General features: G+C 40.1%; 18 protein-coding genes. 9 read left to right on the top strand and 9 right to left on the bottom strand.

Going from position 1 to position 15,987, the window contains the following annotated elements; translation table 11 throughout:
- Positions 1-12: 12 nt before the first annotated feature.
- The 5 genes from PSV17_RS11105 to PSV17_RS11085 all read right to left on the bottom strand — a co-directional run bounded on the left by PSV17_RS11105 (position 13) and on the right by PSV17_RS11085 (position 4,320).
- Positions 13-795: a ScpA family protein gene (locus PSV17_RS11105; RefSeq protein WP_300482593.1), complete on the bottom strand. Its 783-nt coding sequence runs from the start codon at positions 793-795 to the stop codon at positions 13-15.
- Between the two features lie 11 nt (positions 796-806).
- Positions 807-2,009 carry a tryptophan--tRNA ligase gene (locus PSV17_RS11100; protein WP_300482591.1) on the bottom strand — a complete coding sequence of 401 codons (1,203 nt, stop codon included), beginning with the start codon at positions 2,007-2,009 and terminating at the stop codon, positions 807-809.
- Between the two features lie 59 nt (positions 2,010-2,068).
- Complete coding sequence (locus PSV17_RS11095) at positions 2,069-2,707, bottom strand: site-2 protease family protein (protein WP_300482590.1); 639 nt, start codon at positions 2,705-2,707, stop codon at positions 2,069-2,071.
- A gap of 70 nt (positions 2,708-2,777) precedes the next feature.
- Positions 2,778-3,401 (bottom strand): L-threonylcarbamoyladenylate synthase, encoded by a 624-nt coding sequence (locus PSV17_RS11090; RefSeq protein ID WP_300482588.1) that lies wholly within the window; start codon positions 3,399-3,401, stop codon positions 2,778-2,780.
- A gap of 40 nt (positions 3,402-3,441) precedes the next feature.
- Positions 3,442-4,320 (bottom strand): 3',5'-nucleoside bisphosphate phosphatase, encoded by an 879-nt coding sequence (locus PSV17_RS11085; RefSeq protein ID WP_300482586.1) that lies wholly within the window; start codon positions 4,318-4,320, stop codon positions 3,442-3,444.
- A 186-nt stretch (positions 4,321-4,506) separates the two neighbouring features.
- Here PSV17_RS11085 and PSV17_RS11080 point away from each other — a divergent pair, with 186 nt between their 5' ends.
- The 6 genes from PSV17_RS11080 (at position 4,507) to feoB (ending at position 8,840) form a co-directional block, all read left to right on the top strand.
- On the top strand, positions 4,507-5,103 hold the full coding sequence (locus tag PSV17_RS11080) for a septation protein A (RefSeq protein ID WP_300482585.1): 597 nt from the start codon (positions 4,507-4,509) through the stop codon (positions 5,101-5,103).
- Positions 5,103-5,405, top strand: coding sequence for a YciI family protein (locus tag PSV17_RS11075; RefSeq protein ID WP_300482584.1), 303 nt, complete (start codon positions 5,103-5,105; stop codon positions 5,403-5,405). The genes PSV17_RS11080 and PSV17_RS11075 overlap by 1 nt, the downstream gene beginning before the upstream one ends.
- A 57-nt stretch (positions 5,406-5,462) precedes the next feature.
- On the top strand, positions 5,463-5,723 hold the full coding sequence (locus tag PSV17_RS11070; protein ID WP_300482581.1) for a BolA family protein: 261 nt from the start codon (positions 5,463-5,465) through the stop codon (positions 5,721-5,723).
- Positions 5,724-5,751: 28 nt separating this feature from the next.
- Positions 5,752-6,540, top strand: coding sequence for a peptidylprolyl isomerase (locus PSV17_RS11065; protein WP_300482579.1), 789 nt, complete (start codon positions 5,752-5,754; stop codon positions 6,538-6,540).
- A 218-nt stretch (positions 6,541-6,758) separates the two neighbouring features.
- Positions 6,759-6,989 carry a FeoA family protein gene (locus PSV17_RS11060; RefSeq protein WP_300482576.1) on the top strand — a complete coding sequence of 77 codons (231 nt, stop codon included), beginning with the start codon at positions 6,759-6,761 and terminating at the stop codon, positions 6,987-6,989.
- 60 nt (positions 6,990-7,049) lie between these two features.
- A complete protein-coding gene (feoB, locus tag PSV17_RS11055) occupies positions 7,050-8,840 on the top strand; it encodes a ferrous iron transport protein B (RefSeq protein ID WP_300482573.1) in 1,791 nt (596 codons plus the stop codon).
- Between the two features lie 32 nt (positions 8,841-8,872).
- Here the strand turns inward: feoB and PSV17_RS11050 are convergent, their stop codons facing one another.
- Entirely contained in the window at positions 8,873-9,727 is an 855-nt protein-coding gene (locus PSV17_RS11050) for a DUF3034 family protein (protein WP_300482570.1), read from the bottom strand.
- A gap of 197 nt (positions 9,728-9,924) precedes the next feature.
- Between PSV17_RS11050 and PSV17_RS11045 the strand changes: the two genes are divergently transcribed.
- The 3 genes from PSV17_RS11045 to PSV17_RS11035 all read left to right on the top strand — a co-directional run bounded on the left by PSV17_RS11045 (position 9,925) and on the right by PSV17_RS11035 (position 13,486).
- Entirely contained in the window at positions 9,925-10,419 is a 495-nt protein-coding gene (locus PSV17_RS11045; protein WP_300482568.1) for a group 1 truncated hemoglobin, read from the top strand.
- A gap of 71 nt (positions 10,420-10,490) precedes the next feature.
- On the top strand, positions 10,491-11,054 hold the full coding sequence (locus PSV17_RS11040; protein WP_300482566.1) for a methylamine utilization protein: 564 nt from the start codon (positions 10,491-10,493) through the stop codon (positions 11,052-11,054).
- A 35-nt stretch (positions 11,055-11,089) separates the two neighbouring features.
- Complete coding sequence (locus PSV17_RS11035) at positions 11,090-13,486, top strand: EAL domain-containing protein (RefSeq protein WP_300482564.1); 2,397 nt, start codon at positions 11,090-11,092, stop codon at positions 13,484-13,486.
- Positions 13,487-13,550: 64 nt separating this feature from the next.
- On the opposite strand, the gene PSV17_RS11030 is transcribed toward PSV17_RS11035, so the two are convergent.
- The 3 genes from PSV17_RS11030 to PSV17_RS11020 all read right to left on the bottom strand — a co-directional run bounded on the left by PSV17_RS11030 (position 13,551) and on the right by PSV17_RS11020 (position 15,961).
- Positions 13,551-13,892, bottom strand: coding sequence for a DMT family protein (locus PSV17_RS11030; protein WP_300482562.1), 342 nt, complete (start codon positions 13,890-13,892; stop codon positions 13,551-13,553).
- A 52-nt stretch (positions 13,893-13,944) separates the two neighbouring features.
- A complete protein-coding gene (locus tag PSV17_RS11025) occupies positions 13,945-14,283 on the bottom strand; it encodes a P-II family nitrogen regulator (protein ID WP_300430847.1) in 339 nt (112 codons plus the stop codon).
- 64 nt (positions 14,284-14,347) lie between these two features.
- The gene (locus PSV17_RS11020; protein WP_300482560.1) at positions 14,348-15,961 is read right to left on the bottom strand and encodes an NAD+ synthase; all 1,614 of its coding nucleotides are present in this window, start codon (positions 15,959-15,961) and stop codon (positions 14,348-14,350) included.
- Between the last annotated feature and the right edge of the window lie 26 nt (positions 15,962-15,987).

The following is a 15,987-nucleotide window of genomic DNA, read 5'->3' as shown; positions in this document are numbered from 1 at the left end:
TATAAAATTAAATTATTCACGAGAATTTAATTGCACATAAATCGGCGAAAAAGGCGCTTGTTGTGTCATACGTAGCAAGCCTTCACGGGCTAGTTCCAATATCGCTAAAAAACAAACCACCAACTTTGGAATGCCATCTTTGGCCACATCAAATAATTGCGAAAACTCTAAAAAATTATCCACTTTTAATCGACGTAAAATGATGCTCATATGCTCTCGAACAGAAAGCTCGGCCTTGCCTACTTTGTGATGCTTAAAGTGGCTGGCACGCTTCAAGACATTGCGCCAAGCTTCGGTTAAGTCATCCAAGCTCACTTCAGGTGGCTTCACATCGCTGATGTGCTGATAATAGGCGCTGGCAACGGCAATCTCCTCGCCGACTTTTGGCATTCCATCTAGACGCTGCGCGGCTAGTTTAATGGCTTCATACTCCATTAAACGGCGAACCAACTCAGCTCTAGGGTCATCTTCTGATTCAATCTCAGCAGGCTTCGGCAACAACATACGTGATTTAATTTCAATCAACATGGCTGACATCAGCAAGTAATCTCCCGCCAACTCAAGCTTGATTGCCGTCATTTTTTCTACATAGACTATGTATTGACGTGTTAAATCCGCCATCGGAATATCTAAAATATCTAAATTGTGCTTACGGATTAAATAGAGGAGTAAATCGAGAGGACCTTCAAATGCATCTAGATAAACCTCAAGCGCATCGGGGGGAATATAAAGGTCTTGTGGAAGCTGTGTAAAAGCCTCCCCTTTAATTTTTGCGCTTAAAGGCGTTTCAATCATTTAGCAATCAACTAACTGTAATTTAAGCCCATTGCATCGCGCACATCGCGCATAGTTTCACGCGCTAATTTACGGGCTTTCTCGCAGCCTTCTGCGACGATATTTTTAACTAAAGTAGGATCTTCGGCATATTGAGCAGCGCGTTCTTGAATCGGTTTCAATTCAGCTAACACGCCTTCAATGACTGGGCCTTTACACTCGATACAACCTATTGAAGCGCTTTTACAACCAGCTTGCGCCCATTCTTGCGTTGCGGTGTTTGAATAGATTTCATGCAGTTGCCAAACGGGACATTTTGCTGGGTCGCCCGGGTCTGTGCGGCGAACGCGCGCTGGGTCTGTCGGCATGGTTTTGATTTTTTTCGCAATTTGATCTGCTGGCTCACGTAATGAAATCGTGTTGTTGTAAGATTTAGACATTTTTTGACCGTCTAAACCTGGCATTTTTGAAGCTGGCGTGAGCTTGTATTCAGGTTCAAGCAGAATCATTTTGCCGCCGCCTTCTAAGTAGCCAAGTAGGCGCTCTTTATCGCCCATGCTCATACCTTGTTGCTCTTCAATCAACGAGCGAGCCGCATCTAAAGCCTCTTCATCGCCACTTTGTTGATAGGCATTACGCATTTCTTCATATAAAGCACTGCGTTTGCTGCCTAGTTTTTTGATTGCTGCTTCTGCTTTCTCTTCAAAACCTTTTTCTTTACCGTAGATGTGATTAAAGCGACGGGCAATTTCACGCGTGAATTCAATGTGAGGAATCTGATCTTCACCCACAGGCACTTGGGTCGCTTTGTAAATTAAAATATCCGCACTTTGTAAAAGTGGGTAGCCTAAAAAGCCATAAGTTGATAAATCTTTGCTTGAAAGCTTTTCTTGTTGATCTTTGTAAGTCGGTACGCGCTCCAACCAACTTAATGGTGTAATCATGCTGAGTAAAGTATGTAATTCGGCATGTTCTGGCACGCGTGATTGGATAAAAATCGTGGCATTGGCAGGGTCTACACCCGCAGCCAACCAGTCAATCACCATTTCCCACACACTTTCTTCAATCACTTCTGGCGTATCATAATGCGTCGTAAGCGCATGCCAATCTGCCACAAAAAACAAGCATTCATGCTCGTGTTGGAGTTTAATCCAATTTTTAAGTACGCCGTTGTAATGCCCTAAGTGCAAATTTCCTGTAGGGCGCATGCCTGATAAAACGCGTTCGATTGCCATGTGCGAAAACCTTAATTTTAATTCTTGAGTTAGTTATAACCGCTATTATACAAACAAGCTTAACCAAATAAGCTAATTATTAGCGCGTAGGCCGCATTGATGAAGGGGTCTAAAATTTTATTAAGTATGCCTGTAAACAGCAGAGCGATTAAAATTAAGAATCCAAAACGCTCAATTTTTGCAAACTTCATCGCGTAGGGCATCGGTAGCAAGCTTACAGCAATGCGTCCGCCATCCAATGGTGGTAAGGGCAATAGATTTAAAACCATTAAAACAATATTAATTTGAATACCCGCTTTAGCCATTTCAATTAGTGGAAGCGAAATCGTTTCTGGGGAACCCATCGCAAACTTAATCACAAATAGCCATAATATTGCCATTAAAAAATTAGATGCTGGACCAGCTGCCGCGACCCATAACATATCTTTTTTAGGGTTACGCAAACGGGCAAAATCAACGGGCACGGGCTTTGCCCAGCCAAAGAGAATACCGCCAATAAATATCGTCAATGCTGGCAATAAAATCGTGCCAAACAAGTCAATATGCTTTAAAGGATTTAAGGTGATGCGCCCGGCATTGAAGGCCGTCATATCGCCAAAATGCTTAGCCACATAGCCATGCGCGGCTTCATGCACCGTAATTGCAAATATTATAGGCGGTGCATAAATAATTATTTTTTGTATCAGTGATAATTCCATTATTAACTCTTTTTAAATTTTACGTTTTTTCAGTTACATGCCAACTGGTCTCAGTTGAAAGCAGCTTATATTAAAGTCCAAAGGGGGCTAAATCGCCCAATCCTTCACGTATTAACTCAGGCGCATCGCCAGTTAAGTTAATTACAGAGGTCGCGCCTGCCACGCAATGGCCTACATCAATAACCAAATCGACAACGTGTTCTAGTTTTTCGCGAATTTCCCATGCTTCATTGAGTGCTAAATCCTCGCCTGGAATAGACAAGGTCATACTAAGCAAAGGCGCGTCAATCTCTTCTAATATCGCCTGTACAACGGCATGGTCTGGCACACGTAAACCTACGGTGTTACGTTTAGGATGTTGCAGCTTGCGTGGCACCTCACGCGTAGCATTTAAAATGAAAGTGTATGCCCCAGGCGTATTAGCTTTTAGCAACCGGAATTGGCTATTGCTGACCACTGCATAATTGCCGAGCTCACTTAAATTACGACAAAGTAAGGTAAAAAGATGCTTATCATCCACGCCACGAATCTGCCGTATACGTGTTTGTGCATCTCCATGACCCAGCATACAGCCCAAAGCGTAGCCAGAATCTGTTGGGTAAGCAATTACGCCTCCCTCACGCAGAATTTCTGCCGTATGCACAATCAGGCGATGCTGCGGATTGTCTAAGTTAATATTGAAAAATTGAGACATGATGTTGTAAATATTTCTTTCAAATGAACGATGCCGCTATTTATGCGGTATTGTTTTTAGTAACATTTGTACTTGTTAACAAGGCTTCTGGCCAATCTTGCCAAATAGGCACGCAGTTATTTGGTAGTGCTGGCAAACGCCCCATTTCCATAAAGCTGACGCCCTTACCGTGATAATCTGTCCCTACTGAAGATTTCAAGCTAAACATCTGCGCATATTTCGCAAACTCAACATAATGTGCACCTGTGTGGCTGCCTGTCACCACTTCAATCGCCGTGCCGCCTAAAGCGCGAAACTCTTCTAATAATAACAACATATTGGTGCGACCTAAATCATATCGACCCGGATGCGCTAATACCGCAACACCGCCGCTATCCACAATCCAACGAATGGCTTCTTCTAAATTCGCCCATTGATGTTCAAAATATCCAGGCTTACCTTTAACCAAATATTTTTTAAACACAGCCTTAGTATCTTTTGAAACTCCACTTTCGACTAAAAATCTTGCAAAGTGAATACGACCTATAATGCCATCGTTTACGTATTGATAAGCACCGTTTAAGCTACCTTTGATACCAGCCTTGTCCAAACTGGCTGCCATTCCTTCCGCGCGCCAATTTCGTCCTGCACGAAGCGCCGCTAAGCCTGCTTTTAACTCTGGGTATTCAGGATTGATTTTTAAGCCAACAATATGAATCGTACGTTTTTTCCAAGTCACAGAAATTTCTACACCATTAATAAATTGCAAACCCCACCGCTTTGCCTCTTCTGCCGCTATCGCCAAACCACCTGTGTCGTCATGGTCAGTTAAAGCCAACACATCAACACCCTGCTTTGCCGCGTACGCAACCAACTCAGTTGGGCTTAACATGCCATCTGAGATTGTGGTGTGGGAATGTAGATCAAAAGTGAGAGACATAAACGCTATACTTAAATTTAGGCTTAAAAAATGGTAATGAATAAAAATACTTGCAAATTAAACCTTGTGGCACAACATCAATCATAGCAAAATAACGACTTACGCTAAAGCGTTGTTAATCATTGATTTTTTTAACACAATCACACCATACATTAAGTACCTCTTAGAAAGTGACTAGCCTAGGCCATGAATAAGTTTTTATTCGACATGTTTCCCGTTATTTTGTTTTTTATCGCATTCAAGTTTTTCGGCATTTTTACGGCAACAGCCGTGGCCATTGCTGCGACAATTGCGCAAATTATTTATAGCAAAATTCGCTATGGAAAAATTGAAAAAATGCTCATCGTAAGCGGCGCCGTTATCGGCATACTAGGCGGCATTACCTTGTTGTTACATGACAAAGCGTACATCATGATGAAACCTACCGCTTTGTATTGGATCATTGCAGTCGCCTTGCTCATTTCTAATTTATTTTTTAAAAAGAACTTAATTCAACAAATGATGAGCAATTTGATTGATGCTCCTGCACCTATATGGAATAAACTCAACTTAGTATGGGTGGCCTTTTTAGTATTACTAGGATTTTTAAACTTGTATGTAGCCTTTAACTATACTGAAAATACATGGGTTAATTTCAAACTGTTTGGTGTGACAGGCATCATGTTTGCATTCTTTATCGCACAAACCGTAGCCTTAAAAAAATATCTTATTGCCCCACTAGAAGAACAGGGCAAATTGGCAGAGAAAGATAAGTCAGCTCACAATAAAGACGAGACAAAATAATGTGGTACGCGATCATGGCAGAAGACACGCCTAATAGCTTAGATAAACGCTTAATCGCCAGACCCGAGCATTTAAAACGTTTACAAATATTGCAAGAAGCAGGCAAACTGCTACTTGCGGGGCCTTTTCCTGCTATAGATAGTAAAGACCCAGGACCTGCAGGTTTTACAGGCAGCTTGATTGTGGCAGAGTTCGCTAATCTTCAAGAAGCGACCGAGTGGGCAAATAATGACCCGTTTGTCATCTCAAATGTATATCAGAACGTTATAGTCAAACCATTTAGAAAAACTTTGCCGAGTTAACTCAGTCAAAATCACTTACCATCAACATCTTGCCGCACAGTAAATAGCCCAAAAATTATGACCTTAGTTGAAGAAATAACCAGCCGCTTACAATCACTAAACCCCAGCCACTTGCAAATTGAAGATGAAAGCGCATTGCATGTTGGACATGCGGGCAATGGCGGTGGCAGCCATTTTAAACTCAAAATAACAAGCTCGCATTTTTCTGAAAAATCACAGATAATGCGTCATCGCATTATTTATCAGGCACTTGCCGAACTTATTCCTAGTAAAATTCACGCCCTAAGCATAAAAGCTATGGCGCCAGAAGAACTTTAACCCATTTCTAACCATGAGGAATTTTCGCATGAAATTTACCCAAACCTTAATCGCAGTTGCTATTCTTTCATTAGCTCCAGCAGCATTTGCTGCGGATGCGGTAGCTACCGTGAATGGTAAACAAATCAAACAAACTGTTTATGATTACATTGCTAAAGATGCTGCTTCACGCGGTCAAAAAGTTGATGATCAAGTAAAGCAAGCTATTACGAATAAATTAATAGACTCAGAACTCGTATACCAAGAAGCGCAAAAAATAGGTCTAGATAAGCAACCTGACTACATCGCACGTGAAGAACTTTCACGTCGTGAACTGCTTACTTCAGCTTACTTGCAAGATTTTGTGAAGAAAAACCCAATTTCAGATGCTGATACTAAAGCCGCTTACGAACAATACAAAAAAGCATACGGCGATAAAGAATATAGCGCACGCCACATTTTAGTAAAAACTGAGGCTGAAGCTAAGGATATTATTGCGCAATTAGGTAAAGGTACTGATTTTGCTAAACTGGCAAAAGAAAAATCAATGGATCCTGGTTCTAAAGATAAAGGCGGCGACCTAGGTTGGTTCTCACCAGCAACCATGGTTAAACCATTCAGCGATGCTGTTGCTGGCCTACAAAAAGGTGCAGTATCTGTTACACCAGCACAAACTCAATTTGGCTGGCATGTGATTAAATTGGTTGATACGCGCAGCGCACAACCATTAGCATATGACAAAGTAAAAGAGGGTTTGCAAAAAAATCTTCAACAACGAAATCTAGAGAAAATGATGTCTGATTTGCGCACTAAAGCCAAAATAGATATTTCAAAATAATTCATTGCTATTCATTGAATTTGCTGCGAATTAGCAGCATTAAAAAAGGCTCTTAATGAGCCTTTTTTAATGCACATTTTTTAATTTATGACGCCTAACTTTAGCAACACTACTATTTTTCAACCTACTGCAGATTATTACTTTTAGAAATGCACACCATTATAGAATTATGCGATAATAAGAATTATTATCATTTGTGATTTTCTTCATTACCACTAATGCAACTACTCTCTCAATTAAAAATAGGTCAAAATGCTACCATTACTGCCATAGAAGCAGATGAGTATTTATTTCACCGTCTTTCTGCACTAGGTTTTCGTGTTGGCAAACCGCTCAGTATTATCCGCCGCGCCAATTTCAATGGTCCGCTTCATGTTAGGCTTGGTACCACCGATGTTATTTTGCGCGACTCCGAGGCTACTCGCATACGAATCAATACCGAAAATTAATCTATATTGTTACCCTTATAATAAAAATCCATTCATCTCCTACACCACCAATAAACACTCATGAAACGAATTGCACTATTAGGCATGCCCAACACAGGGAAATCAACCCTGTTCAATCGTATTAGCGGCGCCTCTGCAAGAGTTGGCAATTGGCCGGGAATTACGGTTGATTTAATGAGTGCAAAGATTTTGATTGGTGGTCATATTGCCGAACTAATCGACTTGCCAGGCATATATGATTTACATGGCTTTTCAGAAGACGAACAAGTAGTCAGACGTTTTCTATCAAACAATGCTGTAGACCTAGTCATTGTTTTATTAAATAGCTCACAGATAGATCGTCAACTTTCATTAGTATTACAGATTAAAAAACTTAATATTCCTTCTGTGCTAGCCTTGAACATGGCAGATGAAGCCAAGCAATCTGGGATTACGATTGATACTGAAAGTCTAGCCAAGGATTTACATATACCCGTGTTATCCATAAGCGCAAAATATGGTGACGGTTTACCAAAAGCTTTGCAGGCTGCCACGCAAATTATCAATCTGAATCAAACAGCTACCGACCCCCAAGTGATAAGCCAGCTTCTACAAGAGGACCACCAAATCGAACATGAAATGGAAGGTTTGATTCAACACCATGTTCAAATTCCAACGACCTTTACTAATAATACTACCGATAAAATCGATAAGATTTTGCTGCATAAATGGTTTGGCTTACCAATATTCTTTGCTGCGATGTTTGTGTTATTTCAGTTTATATTCACTGTGGGCAAGCCGCTACAAGATGGACTTGCATGGGCTTTGAGCTTATTAAGGTCAGGCTTATTGGAGCCCATATTCACGTCCAGCCCCGCATGGTTTAGCGGCTTGATGTTAGACGGTATTTATAACGGCGTAGCCACCGTTGCAGCCTTTGTCCCCATCATCGTTTTATTCTTTTTAGTCATGTCTATGGTCGAAGATAGCGGCTATCTATCACGTGCCGCTTTCCTCATGGATTCACTCATGGCTAAAATGGGCTTAGATGGTCGCGGCTTTGTCATGATGCTCATGGGCTTTGGTTGTAATGTACCAGCGCTGATGGGTACTCGCATCATGCGCTCTCGTCCGATGCGTTTGCTGACTATGTTAGTTATTCCATTGTCATTATGTTCAGCTCGGTTACAAGTATTTATTTTCATGATCACCGCCCTGTTTACGGCTAAACACGCGCCAATGGTCTTATTCACCCTTTACGTGATGAGCTTTTTAACAATGTTTCTAACTGCAATCTTGTTTCAAGGTCAGTATAAAAACACCGAACCTTTTATTCTTGAATTACCGCCTTATCGCTTTCCGACATTACGCCAAATCATATTAAGGGGCTGGCATGAGGTAAAACACTTTTTGGGACGCGCAAGTAAGTTTATTGTAATTGGTGTTGTGCTAGTTTGGGCGTTAACTAACTTCCCGAGCAATGTTGCTCCAGCGAGCGCTGGCACTTATGCTGGCCAAATTGGCGCTTTATTTGCGCCGATACTTGATCCACTTGGTATTAACAATCAGCTAGCGATTGCTTTAATATTTGGCTTTGTAGCTAAAGAGATTGTTGTTGGCGCGCTAGCCGTGATATACGGGATGCAGGGTGACACACTAATGGTGCACATGGCAACGCAAATTGATTGGGTTCAGGCGATGAGTTTTATGTTGTTCACGCTGATATATACCCCTTGCTTATCTACTATTGCCACACTCAGAAGTGAAGCTAAAAGTAGCGCATTTATGTGGCTGTCAATTACTTGGTCACTAGGGCTAGCTTGGGTGGTAAGTTTTGTGTTTTACCAAGGGGCGCGTTGGCTAGGTTTCTAATTTAACAAGGTAAAGCGCTCATCCTACGATGCTTAATAGGATATTTGCCCAGATAAATACCATGCGCGTTGATTGTTTTTATCAGCAATATTACCTAAATCCACATAAGCAGCGGTGACTGAAAAATTTCTCACAGGAAACCAAGTGACAAATAAATCCTTGGCATCTTCTTCTTTATAAATGTTTAAATTGTTTGGCTTAGCTCTGTATTCCGTCCCTAGTAAAACATTATCCGTCAACATTAACGCTACAGAAACAGCGGGTTCTAAACGATAACCGTCGTGCTTATCTCCACCAAAACCTAATATACCAAACTGATTGGCTTCAGTTGCAAGCAGCGTCGCATTCAATAGTACGTTCCGGCCTTTAATTGCTGCTAAATAAAGTTTTGTTGCTGTCACATATACATCAACGCTAGATGATTTTTTTGCGCCAAGTAGCTTAGGCACAAATGAAAAATCTTCATTGTGCTTAATGTGTATACCTGCAGCAATTTGCGGCACCCAGTTATCTTGATCATAAACTGCATCCCCTAAAACTCTAACTTTTACGCCTAGTGTATCAAGCCTGATAGATTCACGAGGGACAGTATTGCTTAAACCAAACTTCTGTTGGCTTAACGAGACTTCCACTCGATTGTATAAACCAATACTCACACCACCACTACTTAAGTCAAAACCGCCATTAGTTCTTAGCTCAGTATAAAAGGCTGATGCGCCAATTTGTGAATCTGTGCCATAACCGCTAATCAGCGCCCATGGCGTCAAGCCGCCGCCCGCAGAACCTTCAATTTGAGTCACCCCGCCTGTGGCAAGTAAGCGATCACCAGCGAAGCTTGGAGCTGCATATAAAAAACTAATAATGCATACAATAATGATTTTATTCATGTGCTGAGAACTATCTAGATTTTAAATGTATCTGAAGTATAAGAAATTGGTCTTATAGCATTCTTCATCATCAAATACTACAAGTGCTCGTGATAGATTGAATGACAGATTAACAAATGATTCTTAGCCTTATTCACCACTTAAATTAAAGCTTTAAAAACTATAATCAATTATTGCTGAATATTTTGTGGTTAATAATGAAACTGAAAACATTTAAAACGGTTGTGATGGTTGTATGCATATTAAACAGCCTTTTGGGATGCTCTCAATTGACAACAATATCGAATGCAGAAAAAATCTATAACTCAGAAGCAAAGGTTAATACTGAGGATAATCTGTTTAACAGAATGGGCGGCCTAACCGTCATTAAAATTGTGGTATCAGAGACGATCGATGAAGTCTCAAGCAATCCTAAAACCGCGAGATCATTTAAAGACTTGAAACTGCCGAAACTTAAAGAGAGTGTCGTGAGTCAGATTTGCATGTTAACTGGAGGGGGCTGTGAATATGATGGCGAAACAATGATTAATTCACACAAGGATGCAAAAATTTCAACAGCTGAATTCGAAATATTTGTTGCAGTGTTTAGAGAGTCTCTAAGCAAACACACGAAAACCCGAGAAAAAAATGAGCTTCTTAAAATCTTGGCGCCCATGAAGCGCGATATTGTCACGGCAAAAGAATTAATTTAGGCTAAAATTTTATGACTTCCTTCAAGTATGCAACTCCCCAGATCCTTCTTAATTTTTTCATAATATTAGGCATGTTGAATTTAAATGTGAACGCTGCAGAATTTGAAGTGCAAGTGAATGATCTTGCAGGTGTCAGCATAGAAAATGCTGTGGTTTATTTAGAAGCAAAAGATAAAACTACACCAATTTTAAAAAAACAAGTTGCAGTTGTTCAAAAAAATAAAACCTTTATCCCGCTAATCACTGTCATACAAACTGGCAGCAGCATTATTTTTCCTAATAAAGACTCTGTAAGACATCAGGTTTATTCATTCTCTCCCGCAAAATCATTTGAATTAAAGCTTTATTCTGGTGTTCCAAGCACTCCCGTATTGTTTGATAAAGCTGGGACTGTCGTACTTGGTTGCAATATCCACGACCAAATGCTGGCCTTTGTTTACATTGTAGACACCCCATATTTTGCCAAAACTGATACTAGCGGTAAAGTCAAATTTAGTGACATTCCAAACGGAGAGTATCTATTAAAAGTTTGGCATTACGCATTAAAAAAAGAGAACGTGACAGTTGATAAGGCAATTTCAAGCAAAGATACTGAGGCGATCAAAATGGCAATTGACATTAAAGTTTCCATTTAACTATTAATCTTTCATTAATACACACATAGATCTCAATGAAATTTAAAAGTCTAAATACAAGAATCACTTTCATTTTTCTTGTACTCATTCTTAGCATCCAGATTATTGGATCTATCGCCATTAGATTTAGTATTGAAAAGAACGCGCGTGCATCAGTGAGCGAACAACTGGCGCTTGGTGAAAAGATATTCTTGAGCCTGTTAAATCAGAACTCAGAGAGCTTAACTCAAGGCGCGCGAATTCTCGCCATAGATTATGGATTCAGGCAAGCCATTGCTTCGAATGATGAAGAAACAATTTTATCCGCGCTTAATAACCAACAGAAGCGACTTGGCGCTAACATTTCAGTGTTTTACACTTCATCCAACTTTTACCCAACGGCTGATGATCATCAAATAGTTGAGGGCGAAAAAATTTATGAGGTTGTTAAATCTGCAGTAACTGTGCTGGTAGAAACTGCTCAAGAGTCAGGTGATTTTAAAAGTTTTGCCATTTTCAACAACGAACCTTATCAGCTAGTTGCCGTGCCAGTTAAAGCCCCCTTAACCATAGGCTGGGTAATCATGGGGTTTAAGATAGATAATACTTTAGCTAAGAAGCTACATAAGTTAAGCAATCTTGAAGTCACGTTTGTGAGTAAATCAAATAATGCAAATTGGTCACTCATCGCCTCGACTTTAAATAGCTCCTCATTCAACAACATCATGACTCAGCCTTCGAACGTCCTTGATACAAATTCAATGAATCGAGAAATCCATATTGATGGGGTTTCTTTTGGCTCTCGATATGTGTCCATATTGAAGAGCCCTAATCAGGTGCTTTACGCTGTTTTGCAACGTTCAATTGACGAAGCAACTGCGCCTTATAAAAATCTACAGCTGACATTGTTAATTTTGACAATCTTTGGTGCCTTCGTTTTTGCAATCAGTATTTATTATGTATCTAAATATATTACCAAGCCAATTACGGATCTAGTTCAAGTTGCCAAGAGTTTGGAAAAAGGTAACTACGCAATCAACATCACGTCAGATAGAGCCGACGAACTAGGTGAGCTTAGTCGCAGTTTTAGCAGTATGAGCGAAGCGATCTCAAGTAGAGAAAAAAGTATCTCAAGGCTCGCTTACTATGATGAACTAACCCACTTACCCAATAGAACCTCATTCATGCTGACACTGAATAAAGCACTAGAGGAGGCTAAACTCACTAAGCAGCAATTGACTATATTTGTTCTAAACTTAAATCGATTCAAGCAAATTAACAATATTTTAGGTCATGATTCTGGTGACGAGATACTGCGTGTAATTGCAGAAAAAATAAAAATGACGGCTAGAGAGCAAGATTTTGTTGCTCGCATTGCAGGTATTCAGTATGCAATGATTCTTCCAGATACCACTTCTGAAATTGGCTTGAGTTTAGCTGATGAAATCTCTAGAAGTTTTGAAAATCCAATCATAATTAACATGCAATCCGTAGATGTCAGTGCGAGTATTGGCATCGCAACCTTCCCTACCCATGCTAATAATGAAGCTCAGCTTCTTACAAGAGCAGAAATAGCGATGTATGCAGCTAAAGCAAATAAAGTTGGAACCACTGTTTTTGATAAAAGTTATGATTTAAATAGCAGCACTAATTTATCGATGGCGTCTGAGCTGAAAAACGCGATTACTGATAATCAACTCATTATGTATGTTCAACCTAAGATTGATATCGCCACTAGCAAACTAACGTCTTTAGAAGCATTGGTCAGGTGGAAACATCCCGAAAAAGGTTTTATTTTTCCAGATCAATTCATCCCTTTTGCCGAACAAACTGGATACATACAACTTATTAGCCAGTGGATGCTTAACGAAGCGGCAAAATATAGTCAAATGTGGAATGCCCTGAATTTGCATTACCCAATTGCCGTTAATATCTCTACAAGAGATTTAATCGACCAAGACTTACCAGAAAAAATTGATGCCATATTCAAAACATATCACATTGATCACAGTTCTTTAACGCTAGAAATTACTGAAAGTAGCATTATGGATGACCCAGTGCGAGCCTTGGCGACACTGGACAAACTCTCTGGCATGAATATCAAATTGTCGATTGATGACTTTGGAACAGGTTATTCATCGTTGGCATATTTAAAGCGTTTACCCGTGAATGAATTGAAAATTGATAAATCGTTTATTTTAAAAATGGAACAAGATGAAAGCGATAAGAAAATTGTTCAATCAACGATTGATTTAGGGCATAACTTAGGACTTAAAGTCGTGGCAGAAGGCATTGAAAACCTAATAGTATGGAAACTACTAAGAAGCATGGGTTGCGATTCTGGGCAAGGTTACTATATGTCTAAACCCATGCCTGCCAGTGACTTTGTTAAGTGGATAAGTCTTTGGGACAATAGTTCGATATTTAAAGAAACTCAATTAAATATTGATTAGAAAATAAGTTTAATATGTAATATAAAGTCGCAACACGTTGATAGGACTCTAATCAAATGAGCCCTTATGTTCGGAACATAAAGTAAACTGCTCCCATCAGACAAACACCCGCCCACAAAAAATCTAGTTTAAGTGGCTGATGCATGTAAAGCACAGCAAACGGAACAAATACTGACAATGTGATTACTTCTTGCAATATTTTCAATTGCCCAAGAGACATCACTGTAAACCCTAAACGGTTTGCAGGGACTTGGAACATATACTCCATAATCGCAATGCCCCAACTTATAATTGCGGCGATAATCCAAGGTTTCTGACTTAGATTTTTAAGGTGTGCGTACCATGCAAATGACATGAATACGTTCGAAATGGTGAGTAAGAGAATTGTTTTTAGAATAGTAGGCATGAGTGATGAAACTTATAGATAGGAGCGAGGGTTGTTCGCTCCTATCAAAATTTTATACTGCTGACTCGCCTGTTTCGCCTGTTCGAATACGGATAACCTGTTCAACTGTACTAACGAAAATTTTACCATCGCCAATTTTACCCGTATGGGCGGCTTTAATAATGGCGTCCATGGCAGCTTCAGCCAAATCATCTCCGACCACTAACTCTAATTTAATTTTAGGCAGAAAATCTACAACATATTCAGCACCACGGTATAACTCAGTATGACCCTTTTGGCGACCAAAGCCTTTTACTTCTGTTACCGTTAATCCATTCACACCGATACTAGACAAAGATTCACGCACTTCATCTAATTTAAATGGTTTGATAATTGCTTCAATTTTTTTCATATTTGCTGAGCTCCAAAATGGTTTTTTAGTTAACTTAACTTAATCATTAAATTTATTTTTTTAATTAGTTTAAGTGTATATCAAAATCTAACTTCACTGTTATCGGATGACGCCTATCTTTTCCAAAACCACGATGCGTAATGCGAACTCCCACGGGAGATTGTCGGCGTTTGTATTCATTTCTATCAATGAGTGTAATCACGCGGTTCACATCAGCTGCAGAATATCCCATTGCGATGATATCCTTGGGACTTAAGTTATCTTCTACATAAGCTTCAATAATAACATCTAGCACTTCATAAGGCGGTAAGCTGTCTTGGTCTAATTGATTCGCACGTAATTCAGCAGACGGGGGACGAGTGATAATGCGTTGGGGTATGGCTTTAGATAAGCTATTGCGATAATCGCAAAGCCTGTAGACCAAAGTCTTTGGTACATCTTTTAATAGTGCAAAGCCGCCAGCCATATCACCGTAAAGCGTGCAGTAGCCTACGGCTGTTTCACTTTTATTACCTGTCGTCACAACAATACTACCAAACTTATTCGATATTGCCATCAATAGCATGCCGCGAATGCGTGCCTGCAAGTTTTCTTCTGTGGTATCAAAAGGCAATCCTTTAAATTCATCTGCTAGCGCTACTGTAAAACTCTCGTAAAGCTTAGAAATAGGCATTTGGCTATACTTCACACCTAGTAGATTAGCCATTTCAGCCGCGTCACTGACACTGATATCCGCGGTAAATTCTGATGGCATCATCACCGCTTGTACATTTTCAGCACCTAATGCATCAACTGCAATGGCCATTGTGAGCGCAGAATCAACGCCTCCAGATAAACCTAACACGACGCCTGGAAAACCATTCTTAACTACATAATCTTGTAAACCTAGTTTTAAGGCGGTATATACAGAGGCTTCTATTGATAACTGCGGCGAAACGGTTGCAGCAATTGGCTGTAATCCATTAAATTCGACTATTTCCAATACGGCATCAAAAGCGGGTAACTGCTGGGTTAAATCTCCTTCTGAATTTAATACAAATGACGCACCATCAAATACCAATTCATCTTGCCCACCGACCATATTGGTATAAATCATCGGCAAGTGAGTTTCTTCAACGCGTTCACGTAAAACCTCTAAACGGGTTGATTGTTTTTCCATATGAAAGGGTGAAGCGTTCAAGGCAATCAAAACTTCAGCCCCTGCGGCTTTTGCTAAAATTGCTGGATTCTGCTCCCACACATCAGCACAAATCAATACGCCAATCTGCACGCCTTCATGCTCAAAAATTAAAGGCTCTCCGCCCGCTGTGAAATAGCGCTTTTCGTCAAATACACTGTAATTAGGTAAGGCATGCTTATGATAGGTAGCAAGGATTTTCCCACCTTGCAATACTGATGCAGCATTAAAGCATTCATCACCCACTTGGTGCGGATGTCCAACAATCACAGTTATATCACTTAATGCAGTACTTAACTTTTCTAAAGCTGCATCGCAAGCTTGTAGAAAATCTTCACGGAGCAGTAAATCCTCAGGTGGGTAACCGCACAATGAAAGTTCAGGGGTCACCATCAACGTAGCGCCTTGTTGTTTTGCTTGGGCTGCATTTGCAAGAATTTTGGCTACATTCCCCGCAATATCACCCACTAAGCAATTCATTTGTGCAATGGCGATTTTCATGATGTAAGTGTTATTCTTTTTAGAAA

The organism is Methylotenera sp. (assembly GCF_029946165.1).
GTDB lineage: Bacteria > Pseudomonadota > Gammaproteobacteria > Burkholderiales > Methylophilaceae > Methylotenera.
Note: the sequence above shows the minus strand (reverse complement) of the source record. Positions and strands in the feature narration are given on the sequence as shown.